Origin of the sequence: Herbihabitans rhizosphaerae (assembly GCF_004216555.1) — a bacterium.
Taxonomy (GTDB): Bacteria; Actinomycetota; Actinomycetes; order Mycobacteriales; family Pseudonocardiaceae; genus Herbihabitans; species Herbihabitans rhizosphaerae.
Genome location: NZ_SGWQ01000006.1, coordinates 205638 through 222760 on the forward strand (window position 1 = coordinate 205638; position 17123 = coordinate 222760).

The following is a 17123-nucleotide window of genomic DNA, read 5'->3' on the forward strand; positions in this document are numbered from 1 at the left end:
TCAGCGGCTGGCCGGCAGACCCTTCTCGTCGGCCTCCGGAGTGGTGGCGTCGTCGAGCAGGTCCTTGACGATCTCGTTCGCCTTGCGCACCTCATCGGTGATCATCTTGATCTTGATCTTGCCGTCGTGTCCGAGGTGGCCGCCGACCTCGTGCGTCGCGGTCTCGTTCGGCAGCGGCATGCCCTGGCAGCCGGTGAATTTCTGCTTCGGCGTCACCCCGACCTGGAAGAACGCGATGATCGGGTCGTCCACGCAGTCGGTGTTGTACGGGAACAGGCCGTGGCTGCCCTCGTTGTCGACGCTGATCATCTTCGCGCCGGGCAGGCCCTTCGCGGTGGCCAGCGCGCCCTCGTACGGCGTGGCCGCGTCCAACTCGGACTGCGCGATCAGCACCTTCGGGAAGGTCTTCTTGTCCGGCTTCGGCATCGAGTTCACGGTCGGCCAGTACGCGCACAGCGGCGTGTCCATGAACGGCGCGATGAACGGCGCGTTGATCGTCAGATCGGCCAGCCAGTACTTCCAGTAGTGCGGGTTCTGGTTCCACTGGCCGTCCTGGCAGCGGATCGCCTCGAACGTGGCGTCCCACTTCTCCGTCTCCGCCACTCCCTTGGTCGACTTCTTCACGTCGACCGAGGTCTTCTTCGCGATCGCCTTGAGCGCGTTGGCCTTCGCCTTCGCCACGAACGCCCGGTTCTCGGCGGTCAGGTGCGGCAGCGCGAGGATCTTCGCGACGAGCTGCTCCACCTTCTGCGCGTCCCCGTTGGTGTCACTGCCGGTCTCGGTGTCCGGGTTGACGATCGAGGCGACCGCGGACGCGGCCACCGGGTACTGCGCGGTGTCGTACATCGCCGGGATGACGAACCACGCGGTCATCAGCATGCCGGCGAACTCGCGGGTGCCACCGGCCTTCTCGAACGCGCGCCGGATCTCCAGCGGATCGGTGCCGGCCTTGTACGTCGCGCCGTTGCGCGCCATGTACGGCAGCAGCGCCTCCTGGAACTGGCGGTCACGGCTGCGCGGCTGCAGGTCCCAGGTGCGCTCCAGGGTCGACTGGGACGCGTCGGTCGAGGAGTCCAGCAGGAACCGGTGCGTCTTGCCGGGGAACGTGGCGGCGTACCAGGTGCCGAGCCACGTGCCGTAGGAGTAGCCGATGTAGCTGGTCTTCTTCTCGCCCAGCAGGACGCGGATGAAGTCCATGTCGTAGGCGGTCTGCTCGGTGGTGATGAACTTGGTGAGCGGGTTGGCCAGGCAGCCGGCCACCTTCGCGCGGTTGATCGCGTCCTGGCCCCCGCTGTCCGGCACGGTGTACTCGCAGGTCAGCGGCGTGCTGAGACCGACACCGCGCGGGTCGAAGCCGACGAAGTCGTACTGCGTGGCGAGCACCGGCGTGCGCAGCGCCATCGCGGCACCCCACGGCAGGCCACTTCCGCCCGGCCCGCCCGGGTTGACCAGCGCGATCCCCTGCCGCGTCGCACCCGGCGCGGCGGTGCCGGTCTTGGAGACCCTGATCCCGATCGTGTTGCCGTCGCCGGGATTGTGCCAGTCGCGCGGCACCTGGACGGTGGCGCACGCGACGCCCTTGACGGACAGCAGTTCCTTGGCCTTCTCCGGGGCGACTCCGGGGAAGACGCACGTCTCCCAGTTGATCTTCTGGGTGGTCAGCGCGCCGGCCAGAGCCGCGGTGTCCGGCTCGTCGGCGCGCGGCGGCGCGGCAGCCGCGGCCGGGGCGAGCACGATGCCGGCTGCCGCGAGCGCACCGGTCAGCGCGGCGATTCCGGCGCGGCGTCTGCCACCGCTGGAAAGGGATCTCTTCGTCACGTGCGGGTCCTTTCACCACGAGGCCGCGGCAGGAGGTGCGGCCTTGTACTGAGAATGGAGGCGGAGATCGGACGTCTGACACTCCGGACGGCTGTCAGAAACCCGCCATGTCCGGTTCCCGCCACAACTCGACTCGGCACGTCAACCGTGTTGTTCTCAGAAATCGTCGCCGTAGAGTTCACTGACAGCATCCCTCATCGCGGCGGAAGTCAGTAACGGATCAAGGATCACGCCCGGCCGGCAATCCAGCCGTACCGCGCACCAAACGTCATCGGGTGTCAGCTTGTCTGGTAGCTCTACATACCAGACGTAGCCACAGGGTCGCGGTGGCAAACCATGCCGACTTAGCGAGCTGTTCACGATGTCGTCGACAAGCCGCAGGTCTTCACGGCGTTCACGAAAACGTGTCATCGTCACCATGGCGGCATGAACGCTGTCGTCGACCGTGCGACAGGCGTGTCGCGGACCTGCGAACCAGGCGAACAGCAGCTGGTAGCTGTTGTCCGGCAGCTCGATGTACCGTTTACCGTTGATCGAAACAATTCGGTCGCCTGGGGTGTCGTCTTCAATGACAGGCTTCTCGTCGATCAAGGGGATTTCGTGCCAACCATAGACTGTCACTATTTTCACCGCCCTACCATCTCCTTATCTGAAAGAACACGTCAGACAGAGAGTGACTGGGCTCGCAAATCGAAATGCGGCTACCCGGGGCGACAATGACCCGAAGTCAGTCTCGATCGGACTAACCCCAGTTCACCTCACGGTCGAGTACGACAGATTGCGACACTAACAGCCGGTGCGGTGGCCGTTTACCGCCAACAGAGTGATTGGAGCGAACCTCGTGTTTTGCGATTAGTCGGCGAACATCCGGACTTTGCGGCCTAGACCAACCAGTCGCGGCGGGCGGCTTGGACGCCGAGTTGGAACCGTGTCTGCGCGCCGAGCAGGTCCAGCAACCTGCTGACCCGCCGGTGCACCGTCCGCTCACTGACGCCCAGCTCGCGGGCGATCGACTCGTCGGTCAGGCCGGCGCTGAGCAGCGCGAGCAGCCTGCGGGTGGCCACCGTCGGCTCCTGCCCGTGCTCCGGGCCGCCGCTGTCGACCGGTGAGGCCATCCGCCAGAACGCCTCGAACAGCTCGACCAGCGCGGTGAGCAGCACGGACCGGTGCACCAGCAGCGCGACGACGTCACCGCCGGTCGCCGTGGGCACCGCGATCAGCGCGCGGTCGGCGTCGGCGATCACCAGTTTCAGCGGCACGCCGGAGAACACCCTGGCCCGCTCGCCGGCCGCGACGCTCGCCCGCACCGAGTCGAGCCCGGCCTTCGTCTGCAGCACCGACGCGTCGTAGACCACCCGGTAGCCCACGCCTCTGGCCAGCGTCGGCGGCTGCACCGGGCTCAGCCCCGGCTCGGGGCTCAGGTACGAGCCGCGGTCCAGTGCTCGGATGTCCGTCGTCGCCTGGAGCTGCATCGCCTCGAACGTGGCCACGACCTGGTCGCCGCCGCGCAGCACCTCGACGAACCCGGCGGCGTCGGCGTCCCGCTCGGCGTAGGCGATGGCGAGGACTTCGGCGCTCTCCCGCAGCCGGACCGCGGCGACCTCGTGCTGGGCGGCCAGCCGTGCCAGTGCCGATCGCGGTGGGGTGGCCCGCCACTCGCCGTCGTCGTCGCGGCGCACCAGTCCGAGCCGCAGTAGGTCCGCCAGCGCATCGGCGTCCGGCTCGGCCACGGCGTCGCCGCGCAGTATTCGCAGGTAGTGATCCTCCGCCTCGGGCGACAGGCCCGGCGCGTCTGGTTCAGCCGGCACGCGAATTCCCTTGGCCCGTGGACGATCCCAACCGGTCGAGCATATTCGACGCCTCGCGATTGAGCCGTGTCACGCCGATGAGACGGCCGTGAGATTTCCGCCTGGAACGGTCCGCCCGACGAACTTTGGGGCTGGATGGGAGATCCACATGGCTGGGTTGAGATCGGCGACGTTCTCAGTAGTACTCGCCGGCGCGCTGGTCGCCGGGCTGGTCGGCGTCACGCCACAAGCGGCGGCACAGGAACAGCTCGACTCGCCGGCCTTCGCCAACGTGATGTTGGGCGGCTATCTGCGGGTCGCGGGAACCGAACGCGACTACGTCAGGCGAATGGTGACCAGCGCGGAGCTGCTCGACTGGCGCGACGCGCACCCGAACGCGAGTGAGGGTGAGCAGGCCGAGCACGCGAAGGCGGTGCAGCAGGCGATCGCACTGGGGGTGCCCGAGCAGACCTGGCTGGCACAGCAGCACGAGATGGTCGGGGCGTCGATCTCGGCGATCAAGCCGGTGCCGGGCGTCTCGCTGGCCGGCGCGCGGGTGGACGGAATCGTGTCGAAACTGGTCGGGCGGAACGCGGTCGCGCCGGATGGGGACATCACACACCGGTTGAAGAACTCCTTCGGTACCCCGGCGTGGATCGCCAGCTTCGAGGACGCGCAGGCGTCGGTATTCGCCGGTGTCGGCGACAAGGCGCGCGCGGACGCCGGATTCGCGAATGCCTGGAATGCGGCGGTCGGCACACCCGCCGGAATCAGCGCCACCGCGTCGGCTACCGAAATCGCCGAGAAGCCGCAGGTGCTGCCGTTCTTCAATATCGAGGAGTTCAAGCTCGTCCAGCACAAGCCCAACGAGTTGAAGCTGGTCACCGAGCAGAAGACGGCGCAGTTCGTCAAGGACCTGAAAGAGCAGCGGACAAGCATTACCGGCGACATCAAGGTCGTCGCCGACGCGCATCCGCCAGGCAAGAACACCGAACCGACCGAGGAGGAGAAGAAGGCCGCGCAGGCCAAGCACGACGAGCGCCAGAAGTACATCGACGGCGGCAAGACCGCGCTTGACGCCGTGGCGTTCGTCTGGGGATTCCTCGGCGACAAGAAGGGCGCCAACGACATCCGCAAGTTCGCCAACGGACTCGCGCAGATCGCCACCGCGGCGAACAAACTGTGGACGGCCTTCAAGCTGATCAACTCGGTGTTCTCCATGGCGACCGTGGCATTCACCGGAAACATCGTCGGGGCGATCAGCACGATCATCGGATTGTTCGGTGCGGCGGCGCCGTCCGTGGAGGAAATGATCCTCGCCGAGATCAAGGAACTGCGTAAGGAGGTGGAGAAACTACGCAAGGAGATGCACGAGCAGTTCGACCGGATGGACAAGCGGCTGACGGAGATCTACACGCTCCTCGACGCCCATCTCTACAAGCTCGAAGGCAGCGTTTCCGAGGTCAAACACCTGGCGTTGGGCGTTTCCAACCAGGTCGGGGTGATGGACGCCCGGGTCCAGTTGATCAGCAGGACCATGGTCGAGTCGATCGGCAACATGCTCAAGGACAGCACGATCCAGCAGGCCAGCAACCTGATCGACTTCTCCGCCTACCACCCGGGTGAGCGGATCACCAAGGATCAGTATCGGGGCGCGGAGAACACCTTCAAGGTGCTCGGCGTGACCACGGCGCACGCACCACCGTTCGTGGCACCGACGAGTACGGGGCACACCTACGACGACGCGCGGTCGGTGCTGGACACGTTCGGACCGGGCGGCGCGATCAGTTACCTGGCCTCCTACGCGCGCGGCTCGCACCTGGACGACGACTTCCCGGCGGCCCCGGATACCGGGAACCCGGACGCGTGGATGATCGCGGCGAAGGCGTTCACCCTGTTGTCCGACCAGAACGCCGACCATGCGACCGAACCGCCGAACGCCAAGCTCAAGGCGGTCGAGGTGCTCGACGCCGGGCGCAAGATCGTCGAAGACGCCAAGCGGTTCAGCACACCCGACCCGGGCCCAGGCAAGATCAACAAGCTGTTCTCGAATCTGATGAACCGCTACCTCGTCGAGCACTTCAATCTCTACAACAACCAGTATCACCGGGAACGGCAGATCAACAACCAGGGGAAGTTCGACCTGTGGGGTGGGGCGGGGCAGCCCGTACCGGTCCAGCCGGACGAGGAAGGACCGGCCGACGTCGATCGCTGCGGCATTGCCGATCAGAAGCTCCCTCGGGCGAGCAACGTGCTGGGCTGGGACCTGCCGCAGTCGCACCGGTTCGCCATCCGCAACCTGCCGATCCTGCCGAAGTACGAGGTCTGCTGGAACGCCTACTGGACCGACGAGGCGACCACGGTCGCGGATGACAGGTGTGATCCGGGTACCGGTGGCGTGACCGTCCCGTGCAAGCGGTTCGACACGGTGGCCCGGCCGGACATCTCCTTCAGGCAGAGGGTGAGCCGGTCCGACGCGATGGGCGGGAGCATCCAGGCACGCGACGTCCTGGGCCCGACGAGCGATCCGGTGTTGGTCAGGCAGTGCTGGGATATCCCCATCCACAACTGCAACGAGTACATCAGAGATGTCGCTGGGCACGTCCGGAACAACTGGGGCCGAGGGAAGGCGGTGTTCGAGCGATTCGCGACCGACAAGGTCGACATCCTCGGGTCGGCGTGGACCACGGTGGGTAACGGCCGATTCCTCACCGGAAAGAAGGCCGATTACTACCAGGGCACGGCCGAGCACCTCAGCGCGAGCAAGGACCAGCAGTGGATCAAGCTGCAGGTGGATCTGTTGCAGGCCTACACCGAACTCGGGTTCCCTCGTGCGTTGCGCTCCGACCAGAACATGCGGGCCCTGCTCTACGGCACGCACGCGCTGCACGGGGCGACGATGGACGACCTGGTCTACTACTACGCCAAGGCGGCGGAGAACACGCGCAACCACCGCCCGGCGTGGGAGAACGGACACCAGGAACCGGAGAACGGCGACTGCGGCCCCACCCCGGAACTGGTGAGCGCGGACCCGCTGGCCAAGTGCATGGCCTGGTCCGCGAGGCAGCGGGTGGTGCGGCTGTCCGACCGGTACTTCCGTCAGTTCTCACAGCGGGCCGCGGCTCCGTCGAGCGAGACGCTGCCCGAGGTGCAGGACCACCTGCGGGAGCTGTACCTGGTCACCGCGCGCATCCACCCCGGCCGCACCGACCTCGGTCCGGTCGTCGACCCGGTGCCGCCGGTCACGAAGGTGGACGCCGCCTACGACGGTGACGGCACGGTGGACGTCGGGTACTGGCGGCCGTCCGACGGCCAGTGGTACGTGGAGCCGTCGTCCGGCGGCGACGCGCGGACGTTCCTGTTCGGACAGTTCGGGGACCTTCCGGTGCCCGCCGACTACGACCGGGACGGGCGCGCCGAGCTGGCCGTCGTCCGGCCGGAGGACAACGGGATGTTCGCCAGGACCTTGACCTCCGACGAGCAGACGCGCAGGAACTGGGCCAGGCCCGACTACCAGCCGACCGGTGCGGAGCTGAACGGCATGTCCACGCTCGCCGGCTCACTCACCGCTCTCGGGCACCAGTTCTGGAACACCGGGCGCGGCGGCGAGACCGTGCGGCCGCTGCGGTACGCCCGCGACATCCGGCGCAGGATGGCGCAGGTCGATCCGGGCCGGCGCGCCGAGTCCGCTGAGTCCTCGGTCGTACTGAGCCAGTACCTGTCGTTCACCGGCCAGCACGCCGAGGCGGTGACGATCGGGCAGGAAGGTGTGTCGGGGTACCGGGAGATCGGCGACCGGGCGGGCACCGCACGAGCGCTGGGCAACCTCACGCACGTGCTGTGGCAGGCCGGCCGGCACGCCGACGCGGTCGTCACGCAGCGCGAGTCCCGCGACATCTGGCGGGAGGTCGCGGCCACCGACCCGAGGCACAAGGCCGGCCTGGCCTACGCGTCGGTGGTATTCGGGTCGTACGCGTCGATGGCCGGCGTGCACGACGAGGCGCTGCCGGCGGCCGCGGAGGGTGTGGCGCTGTACCGGGAACTGGGCGAGCGTCCGGCACAGGCGAACGCGCTGCACAGCCAGGCCAACGTGGCGTGGGCAGCCGGCAAGCACGAGCTGGCGATCACCGCGCAGCGGGAGGCCCGCGATCTCTACCGGGAGCTGGCGTCATCCGATCCGGCGCACAAGGTCAACCTGGCCACGGCGTCGGCGCACCTCGGATCGTTCCTGTCGATGGCCGGCCAGCACGACGAGGCGATCACGGTCGCACGAGAGTCGGTCGCCCTGTTCCGCGAGCTGAACGATCAGCCGGGGCTGGCGTTCGCACTCGTCGGTCTCGCCCACCGTCTGGTGCCGGTCGGGCAGCGGGAATCGGCACGGGCGGCGGCGCAGGAGGCGGTCGAGATCTACGAACGGCTCGTGGCCGCGCATCCGGGCACCTACTACTCCGGGTTGCTGGCCGACGCCACGCGACTGCGTGACTCGCTGAACCCCTAGCACCGCAGGGCCTTTCCGGCGTGTCGTGAGCCCCCTAACGGGTCGAGCCCGCTGAACCCTTTAGCCGCGCTAACGGGTTCAGCGGGCTCGACCCGGTCGCCTCTTGATTCGGCCGTACCCGAGTGCTACGAACATCGTTGTTCATCATGTTGGCTCACCACGCCGACTCCCCGCTCCTCGTGAACCGTTCACCCCGGAGAGGTGCCCCGTGATCCCTGCTCGATCGAGGCTCACCAGAACACTCCTGACCCTGCTCGCCGGCGTGCTCGTCGCCGTCGGCGTCACCGTCGCCCTGTCCACCCGCGACGCCGAAGCCGCGCCGTCCGAGCGCGGCGGACCGATCAGCCGCGCCGAAGTCATCTGGCGCGCCCAGTACTGGGTCGACAACCAGCCAGGCCCGTACGACCAGAACGGCTATTCCCCCGGACCCGGCGACGGGTACAACTACCGCCGGGACTGCTCCGGATACGTCGCGATGGCCTGGCACCTTGACGACAATCCGTGGACCGGCACGCTGCCCAACTATTCACACGAGATCCCGCGCGCCGACCTCAAGGCCGGCGACATTCTCAATTCGTACTGGGATCACGTCTTCATATTCCACAAGTGGACCGATGATCGCGGCGGTTTCGCCTACTACTCGTTCGGCTCGACACCGGTCAGCTACCGGCACGCGAACATCAACGACGCGTATCTCGACAGTCACCCGAACGGCGATTACAAAGCGCTCCGGTACAACAAGATAATCGAGGACGCGCCACCTATCTCACACCCGTACCAAAGTGGCCGAACGGTGTCCGGACGGTCCGCCGACGGCCGGCTGGAGACGTTCGCGGCGGGCGCGGACGGCATTCACCACGCATACCAGACAAGGCCCAACGGTGACTGGTCGCCGTGGCGCCCGCTCGGCGGCCCGCGCGACGCACAGCTCGCGATCGCGCCCAACGCGGACGGCCGGCTGGAACTGTTCGCCCTGTCCAAGGACACCTTCGAGCACCTGTACCAAACGCAGCCCAGCGGCGAGTGGTCCGGCTGGGAGAACTTCGGCACCGGCGGGTATCGCGTGGCCGCCGGCAGCAACCTGGACGGGAGGCTGGAAGTGTTCGCCTCCAACGGAACCGGCGTGTTCCACCGGTGGCAGACCCGCCCGAGTGGCGACTGGTCCGGCTGGGAGGGCACGAACGGCGGCCCGGCCAACTCCAGGCTTGCCATGGAGAACGCCCCGGACGGCCGGCTCGAGGTGTTCGCCCTGTCCAAGGACACCTTCGAGCACCTCTACCAGAACCAGCCGAGCGGCGAGTGGTCCGCGTGGGAGAACTTCGGCACCGGCGGCCGCGACCTCGCCGTCACCCACAACCAGGACGGCCGGATCGAGGTATTCGCCTCCAACGACACCGGCGTGTTCCACCGATGGCAGCCCAACCCCACCTCGTGGTCGGCATGGGAGAAATCCGGTGACATACCGGACGCCGAACTCACCGCGGCCAGGACGACCGACGGCCGGGTCGAGTTGTTTGCCATCAATGCGAACACCTCCAGTCACACCTGGCAAACGCGCCCGAATTCCGCGTACGGCGCCTGGGACACATTCGGCACTGGCGGCGCGGAAATCGTCGCGACGAACAACGCGGACGGCCGTATCGAGGTGCTCGGCAGCAGTCACGCCGGCGTCTACCACAAATGGCAGACCGGATTCTCGAGCTGGTCGGAATGGGCGTGGCTGAGCGATTCCGCCGGCCCGGCCATCAAGTGAGACTTTCAGTGAGGACGAAACCCATGACATCGAAACGTGCAAGGCGCGCTGGATTAGCGGTCGCCGTCGCGGCCGTCGGCGCGATCGTCGGACTCGCCGTGACCCCGTCGTTCGCCGACCCGGCCACCCCGGTCCCCGGCCCGATCGGCGATCAGCCCGGCGATCCGGCTCCACAGCACCAGCCCCGAATCCCCACCGCACCATGCGACCCGGGCGGCGAGCGGCCGGCCGACGGCACCATGGCCGATCAGCTCAACCCGCAGCTCAACAACACCATGCGCGGACACATGAACTCCTACAAGGTGTCCTGCGTGCGGGTGATCGCGCAGACCGTGCGCGACCGCGGCCTGAACCCGAGGGCGGCGGCCATCGCGATCGCCACGGTGATCGTGGAGACGACGATCAACAACTACTCCGAGGCGGTCGACCACGACTCGCTCGGGCTGTACCAGCAGCGGCCTTCCCAAGGTTGGTGCCAGCCGGTGCAGTGCATCGACCCGGTGTTCGCGACCAACGCGTTCCTCAACGTGATGGAGCAGTTCTATCCGAACGGCTCGTGGAACACCGCGCCCATCGGCGATGTCGCGGCCGACGTGCAGCGCCCCGCCGACGAGTTCCGCTACCGGTACGCGCGGGAGGCGGCCGACGCCACGGTGATCGCCGACGCGATGTGGAACAACTCGGGCGCGTCCCGGCACCCGTACGCCAGCGGGCGGGTGGTGTCCGCGCGGTCGGCCGACGGCCGGCTGGAGACGTTCACGGCCGGCGCTGACGGTGTGCACCACGCGTACCAGACCAGGGTGAACGGCGACTGGTCGGCGTGGCGCCCGCTGGGCGGCCCGCGCAACGCGCACCTCGCGATCGCGCCCAACGCTGACGGGCGGCTGGAGCTGTTCGCGGTGTCCGGTCAGACGCTGGACCACATCTGGCAGACACGGCCGGCCGGCGAATGGTCCGGCTGGGCCAACTTCGGCGGGCCGGGCTACCGGATCGCGGCGGGCACCAACGCCGACGGCCGCGTCGAGGTGTTCGCGTCCAACGAGACGGGCGTATTCCACAAGTGGCAGACCGGGCCGACGACGTGGTCGGAGTGGGAGGGCACGCACGGCGGGCCGGCCAACTCCCGGCTCGCCATGGAGAACGCGCCGGACGGGCGACTGGAGGTGTTCGCGTTGTCGGACAACACCTTCGAGCACCTGTACCAGATGCGGCCGAACGGCGGCTGGTCCGCGTGGGAGAACTTCGGCACCGGCGGCCGGGACGTGGCGCTCAGCCACAACCAGGACGGGCGGCTGGAAGTGTTCGCCTCCAACGGAAACGGCGTGTTCCACCGCTGGCAGACCAGCCACACCACGTGGTCGGAATGGGAGGGCGCGGGCGGGATCGCGAACGCCGAGCTTGCCGCGTCCCGGTCGATCGACGGGCGGGTGGAGATCTTCGCGATCAACGCCGACACCGCGAGCCACATCTGGCAGAGGCGCCCGAACGCGCCGTACACGGCGTGGGAGTCATTTGGCACCGGTGGCACGGAGATTGTCGCCAGTAACAACGCCGACGGCCGGATGGAGGTGTTCGGCACCAGCCGTGCCGGGATCTTCCACAAGTGGCAGACCGGGTTCTCCACGTGGTCGGCATGGGCCTGGCTGGCCGACAGCGCCGGCCCGTCCATCGAGTAGGCCTGCCAGGCAAACCCTCCACATCAAGCGGGCTGTCCACAGATCGCGCGCACCCTCTTGACAAACCCGAAAAGGTGATTCAGCGGGCTCAATCCCGCCGAGGGACCCGGGATTCAGCGGGCTCGAGCACGTCTAGCTGGAGAAAGGCCGGCCGCAAGGAGGCTAACGCGAGCGGGATTCAGCGGGCTCAATCCTGCCCAAGGGCGCGGGATTCAGCGGGCTCGATCCCGCCCAAGGACACACGGATGGACGGAATCAACATGAGACGCAAGCTCATCGCGGCCGCCTTCGCCGCGGCCACCGTCGCGACGGCGATCACCCTGACCACTCAGCCCGCGAACGGCCAGCCGGCCGAGCGGGCCGCGTCACCGACCGTCGGCGCCCGGCCGTTCACCCATCTGTACGACCCGAGCGTGGGTGAGCGGGAACCCTGGTACATCAACGATCACACGTTCATCCGAGACGACGCCGGCACCTGGCACATGTTCGGCATCACGCACGCCGAACCGGCCAACGACGACGATGAGGACACCTTCGCGCACGCGACCGCGCCGAGCCTCCAGGGGCCGTGGACCAAGCAGCCGCCCGCGCTGCACGTCGATCCGGCTTACGGCGAGACCCACCTGTGGGCGCCACACGTGATCAAGCACGGGTCGACGTACTACATGTTCTACAACGGCGGTGGCCCGGACGCGACGAAGTACGCGATCAGCCTGGCCACCTCCACCGACCTGCGAACCTGGACCCGCCGCCCCGGCGGCCCGCTGTTCCGGGACGGCGCGGTGGCACGCGATCCGTACGTCGTGCGGATCGGCGAGCGATGGGTCATGTACTACACCGCGACCAGCGCGCCGACCGGCGGCAACCACGTGGTGGCGTACCGGACCAGCACCGACCTGATCAACTGGAGTGACCGGGCGATCGCGTTCACCGACCCGACGTCCGGCTTCGGCGCCGGCAACACCGAGTCGCCGTTCGTGGTCTACGGCAACGGCGCGTGGCACCTGTTCCTCGGCCCGCGCGGCGGGTACGCGGGGACCGACGTGTTCCGCAGCGCGGACCCGTTCCACTTCTCCCTCGACCAACTCTCCGGGCACGTGTTCTCGCACGCGGCCGAGGTGATCTCCGACGGCGGCCAGTGGTGGGTCAGCCACGCCGGCTGGGGGCAGCGCGGCGTGTGGCTCGCACCGCTCGACTTCGGCGGCGGTTCCGGCCGCTACGCAGACGAGGCGGGCACCGACCCGTCCGACCGGGTGCTGCTCGTGTCCGGTGTGGACGGTCGGCAGGAGGCGTTCGCCGGTGCCGCCGACCAGGTGTGGACGCGGTATCAGACCGTGCCGAGCGGGCCGTGGTCTCCGTGGGCGCCGATCGGCGGGCCGAGGTCGGCCACACTGTCCGCCGGGCGAAACGCGGACGGCCGGCTCGAGGTGTTCGCCAGTGGCGACGGACGGGTGGACCGCAGGCTCCAGGTGGCGCCCGGCGGCGGGTGGCACGCCTGGGAGAACTTCGGCACCGGGGCGCACGACCTGACCGTCGCGCAGAACGCGGACGGGCGGCTGGAGATCCTGGCCAGCGGCCCGGTCGGCGTCTTCCACCGATGGCAGACCTCGCCGAACGGCGCGTGGTCGGAGTGGACGAGGTTCGGCGGACCGGCCAACGCGCTGATCGCCACCGGCCGGGACGCCGCCGGGCGGATCGAGGTGTACGCGGCGGCGGACGGGAAGGTCGAACGCCGCCGGCAGGCCGCGCCGAGCAGCGGTTGGCAGCCCGCGTTCGAACCGTTCGGCACGATCGACGGGCTCACGCACATCGCCGCGGGCCGGCGGCCGGACGGCGGGCTCGAACTGCTCGCCGGCGGCTCGGCCGGGGTGTCCCGGCGCGCTCAGGACGGGCCGTCCGGCGCGTGGTCGGCGTGGCAGCCGTTCGACGGCCCGGCCGGTGCGCGGGTGCACGTCGGCCGCAACGCCGATGGGCGGCTGGAGCTGTTCGCCAGCACCGCCGGCACCGTGCGCAACCGCTGGCAGGACGGTGCCGGCTGGTCGCCGTGGACGGCGTTCGGCACCGGTGCGATCGGCATCGGCTTCGGCACCAACACCGACGGCCGGCAGGAGGTCGCCGCCGGTTCGCCGAATGGCCTCTTCGGCCGCTATCAGCGCGTGCCGAGCGGACCGTGGTCGGACTGGTCCGGCATTGGCGGTCCGGGCATGCGGTGACGCCTCTTTCGACCAGGATCAAACCCCGGAACGAGTGACCTGTCCCCCACGTCGCCATAGGTGCAACCGCTCCTAGCGAAGGGGATCAGATGACTCAGATGCCGCCTGACATGCAGGCTGTCGTCGACGGTCTGCGACGCAAGGTCGACGCGACCGAGCGACTCGGCGCCGAGCTCGCCGACCTGCGGCGGCTGGTCGGCATGGTCAACATCACCGAGTCGGCCGCCGGTGGCGCGGTGCGGGTCACGGTCGGGGAGAACGGGTCGCTCACCGACGTGTCGATGACCGACGGAATCAAGAAGCTGAGCCCGGATCAGGTGGCCGGCGCGGTGATGACGGCGTTGCGCAAGGCGCAGGCCGAGTACCCGAGGCGGCTCGCCGAGATCATGGCCGCGTCGGTCGACGACGAGCGGGTGACCGACTACATCGTGGGCGCCGCGGAGAAGCGGTTCCCGCCGGTGCCCGACGAACCGGAGCCGCACACCGCGCCGACCCTGACGCGGTGGCGCGCTCCCGAGCAGCCCACCGAACGGCCCGCCCGGCGGCGCGCCGCCGGGCGGGCCGATGTGGACGACGACTTCGGTGACGAGCCGATCCTGCGCGGAGCGCTGACCGAGAGGCGGGACGATGCCTGAGGGATACGAGGTCGTCGCGAGCGCGCTGGAAGACCATGCGTCCGCATTGGACGGTTTCGCCGAGGACGCGTTCGAGGCGTTCGACGCGACGATGCAGACGATGCGGCCGGAGACCTACGGCCTGTTCTGTCAGCCGATCGCGACCGCGGCGATCGTCCTGGAGGCAATCGGGTTCAAGATCGTCGGTGACTGTGCGAAGGCGTTGGAGGACACGGCCAAGCTGGTCAAGAAGACCGCGAAGGTGTACTCCGAACTCGAGGACAACGCCGAGTCCACGTTCGACGGAGGCCTGCGGTGACCGGGGACAATCCGCTGGTCACCAAGGAGAAGGAGACCGACGGCGACTGGTACGACGAGCGCGACGAATGGCAGGAAGGAATCGGCCTGATCGATTCCGGCCGCGACATCTACGACGGGCTGAGCAACGGCGACTGGGTCGAGGCCGGCGTCGGTGTGCTCGGCGTCGGACTCGAGGGCTTGTGCCTGGCCATCGACCCGGTCGGCACGCTGGTGTCCTACGGCATTTCCTGGGCCATCGAGCACATCCAGCCACTCAGCGACGCGCTGGACGCCGTCGCCGGCGATCCCGACGCCATCCAGGCCTCCTCGGATACCTGGCACAACATCGCCGAACGACAGCTCAAGATCGCCGAGGACTACAAGACCGAAGTCGACACCGCCACAGCCGACTGGACCGGCGACGCCGCGGACAACTACCGCACCCACGCCGGCAAACTGATCGACCTGACCACGGTCTCCGGCGTCCTGTCCGAAGCGATCTCCATCTCCGTGATGATCATGGGCGAGGTCGTGTCCGTCGTCCGCGAGACGATCCGCGACATCATCGCCGACGTCATCGCCGAAATCCTGGTCATCGTCGCCGAGGAAGCGTGCACCATGGGCGCGGCCACTCCACTGGCCATCTCCCAACTCGTCGCGCTGATGGTGCGCGTGGGCAAGCGGCTCCTGACACTGTTCACCACGCTCGGCAAGACCGTGATGAACTTGCTGCCCCTGATGAAGAAAGCGGTCAAGCTCTTCGACGACGTCGCCGCCGCACTCAAGAAGCTCACCAAGAACAAGAACAAGAACGACGACTTCACCCCCGACAAAGACACCGACATCGACGACCACAAGGACACCAGCGACCTCGACACCAACGACCCCGGCGGCACCGACCCGTCATCCACCGCACCCGGAGACGATAAACCGGCGGACCCGCCTCCCGGTTCGTCCAAACCCGACGGCGGCAGCTCCCCCGACGGCAGCGGCAAGCCCGACGGCGGCACGTCGCCCGAGGGTGACAGGACGAAACCGGGTACCTCCGAGGACGGTCGCCCGTCAGACGACGGTGACAAGCCTGGCGGGAACAAGGACGAACCGCACCCACCGCTGTCAAAGCAGGAACAGGACGCGCTGGAACAGCGTCGCAAGGACCTCGAGGCTCAGAACAAGGAGCTGTTCGACGAGCTGAAGAAGGACCCCGACCACAACAAGAACGACAACGCGAACTCCAAGCAGGAGGCCAGGACCGCACTCGACCTCGAGGCACGTGGCCAGGACGGATTCGAACCCGGTCAGTATCAGCGGCCGGACGGTCCCGGGCAGGGCGATTTCATCGACTCGAACGGCAAGCACTGGGACATCAAGGGCATCCACTCCGACTGGCCGCCGGGCGTGCCCGATCATGTGAAGAACAGTAGGCCGTTCCCGAATGCCTACACTGAGGCCGATTTCAGGGACACCCTTGTCGACCAGTTCGGCAAAGGCCGAGGCGTAATCGTCGATACCCGCAACGCCGACCAGGCCGCCATTGACAACATGCGAGACGTAGTCGAGAAGGAGGGCTGGGGTGACGATGTCATCTGGTACCCGTAGCGCCTGGACCCCGGTCGTCTGGCCGCCCGACGAGGCTGCCGCGGCGACGCTGCGGGAGTGGATCGAGGGCGACGTCGAGCAGGACTTCTACGGCCTGGACCTGGACTTCTCCCGGTCCGACCTGTCCGGCGGCGACCTGCTCGAGACGTGGCTGTCCCGGTCGAGGTTCACCAACACGGTCCTGCGCGACACCACACTGGTGCGCACGCACCTGGAGGAAGCGGACTTCACCGGCGCAGACCTCGACGGGGCGAACCTCGCCAGGGCCGAAGGCCGCGAGGCGGTTTTCCGAAACGCCCGACTGCACGGCGCGAACCTCACAGCGAGCAAGTTTCGCCACGCCGACTTCACCGGTGCCGACCTCACCGCCGCGACTTTCGGCGATGCGACGTTCTCGAATGCGACCTTCGCCGGAGCGAAGCTGACCGATGTCACCGCTGACAAAGTCACTTTGCGTGCGGCCGTGCTCGACTCGGCCGAGGTCACCGGGTTCACCGGATCGGTCATCGGCCCCATTTCGGTGATCTACCGAGGCGAACGCACGCTCCTCGACGACGAGGACCTCGAGCAGTGGTTCGCCGCGCGTGGCGCGTCGGTCACCCGCTTCCACGCGGAGCGAGAAACGCGCCGATGAAGCCGGCCGCAGGATTCGCGAGCGGTCGATCTTGGACAGAGTGACAAACGGGCGGTTCCGCGCAGATGGCGGAACCGCCCGTTTCTTGTCGCACGGATTGGGATAGACGTCGCAGCAGAGGGCGAGCCGGACGCTCTTTGCCGTGCAGAACGCGGAACTCACCGGTGCACAGCGCGGAACTCGCCGGTGCACAGCGCGGGACTCGCGGGTGCAGGGCGCGGGACTCGCGGG

Annotated in this window: 11 protein-coding genes; 8 read left to right on the forward strand and 3 right to left on the reverse strand. The window is 68.0% G+C overall.

Annotated features, from left to right (window positions below):
- From EV193_RS19385 to EV193_RS19395, 3 genes are all read right to left on the reverse strand, one after another.
- On the reverse strand, positions 1-1818 hold the full coding sequence (locus EV193_RS19385) for an alpha/beta hydrolase (RefSeq protein WP_242613505.1): 1818 nt from the start codon (positions 1816-1818) through the stop codon (positions 1-3).
- A gap of 156 nt (positions 1819-1974) precedes the next feature.
- Positions 1975-2448, reverse strand: coding sequence for a DUF5956 family protein (locus EV193_RS19390; RefSeq protein ID WP_479723866.1), 474 nt, complete (start codon positions 2446-2448; stop codon positions 1975-1977).
- Positions 2449-2699: 251 nt separating this feature from the next.
- A complete protein-coding gene (locus EV193_RS19395) occupies positions 2700-3626 on the reverse strand; it encodes a helix-turn-helix domain-containing protein (RefSeq protein ID WP_242613506.1) in 927 nt (308 codons plus the stop codon).
- 148 nt (positions 3627-3774) lie between these two features.
- Here EV193_RS19395 and EV193_RS19400 point away from each other — a divergent pair, with 148 nt between their 5' ends.
- The 8 genes from EV193_RS19400 to EV193_RS19435 all read left to right on the forward strand — a co-directional run bounded on the left by EV193_RS19400 (position 3775) and on the right by EV193_RS19435 (position 16892).
- Positions 3775-8103: a tetratricopeptide repeat protein gene (locus EV193_RS19400; RefSeq protein WP_130345591.1), complete on the forward strand. Its 4329-nt coding sequence runs from the start codon at positions 3775-3777 to the stop codon at positions 8101-8103.
- Between the two features lie 208 nt (positions 8104-8311).
- The gene (locus tag EV193_RS19405) at positions 8312-9856 is read left to right on the forward strand and encodes a PLL family lectin (RefSeq protein WP_207222714.1); all 1545 of its coding nucleotides are present in this window, start codon (positions 8312-8314) and stop codon (positions 9854-9856) included.
- A 23-nt stretch (positions 9857-9879) separates the two neighbouring features.
- Positions 9880-11532, forward strand: coding sequence for a PLL family lectin (locus tag EV193_RS19410; protein WP_207222715.1), 1653 nt, complete (start codon positions 9880-9882; stop codon positions 11530-11532).
- Positions 11533-11792: 260 nt separating this feature from the next.
- Complete coding sequence (locus EV193_RS19415; RefSeq protein ID WP_130345592.1) at positions 11793-13745, forward strand: DUF8189 domain-containing protein; 1953 nt, start codon at positions 11793-11795, stop codon at positions 13743-13745.
- Between the two features lie 89 nt (positions 13746-13834).
- Positions 13835-14380, forward strand: coding sequence for a YbaB/EbfC family nucleoid-associated protein (locus EV193_RS19420; RefSeq protein ID WP_130345593.1), 546 nt, complete (start codon positions 13835-13837; stop codon positions 14378-14380).
- On the forward strand, positions 14373-14678 hold the full coding sequence (locus EV193_RS19425; protein WP_130345594.1) for a type VII secretion target: 306 nt from the start codon (positions 14373-14375) through the stop codon (positions 14676-14678). Before EV193_RS19420 ends, EV193_RS19425 begins: the two co-directional genes overlap by 8 nt.
- Positions 14675-16258, forward strand: a complete 1584-nt coding sequence (locus EV193_RS19430) for an ICP22 family protein (protein ID WP_165401421.1) — start codon at positions 14675-14677, stop codon at positions 16256-16258. The genes EV193_RS19425 and EV193_RS19430 overlap by 4 nt, the downstream gene beginning before the upstream one ends.
- Positions 16239-16892: a pentapeptide repeat-containing protein gene (locus tag EV193_RS19435; RefSeq protein WP_242613529.1), complete on the forward strand. Its 654-nt coding sequence runs from the start codon at positions 16239-16241 to the stop codon at positions 16890-16892. Before EV193_RS19430 ends, EV193_RS19435 begins: the two co-directional genes overlap by 20 nt.
- The last annotated feature ends 231 nt before the right edge of the window (positions 16893-17123 follow it).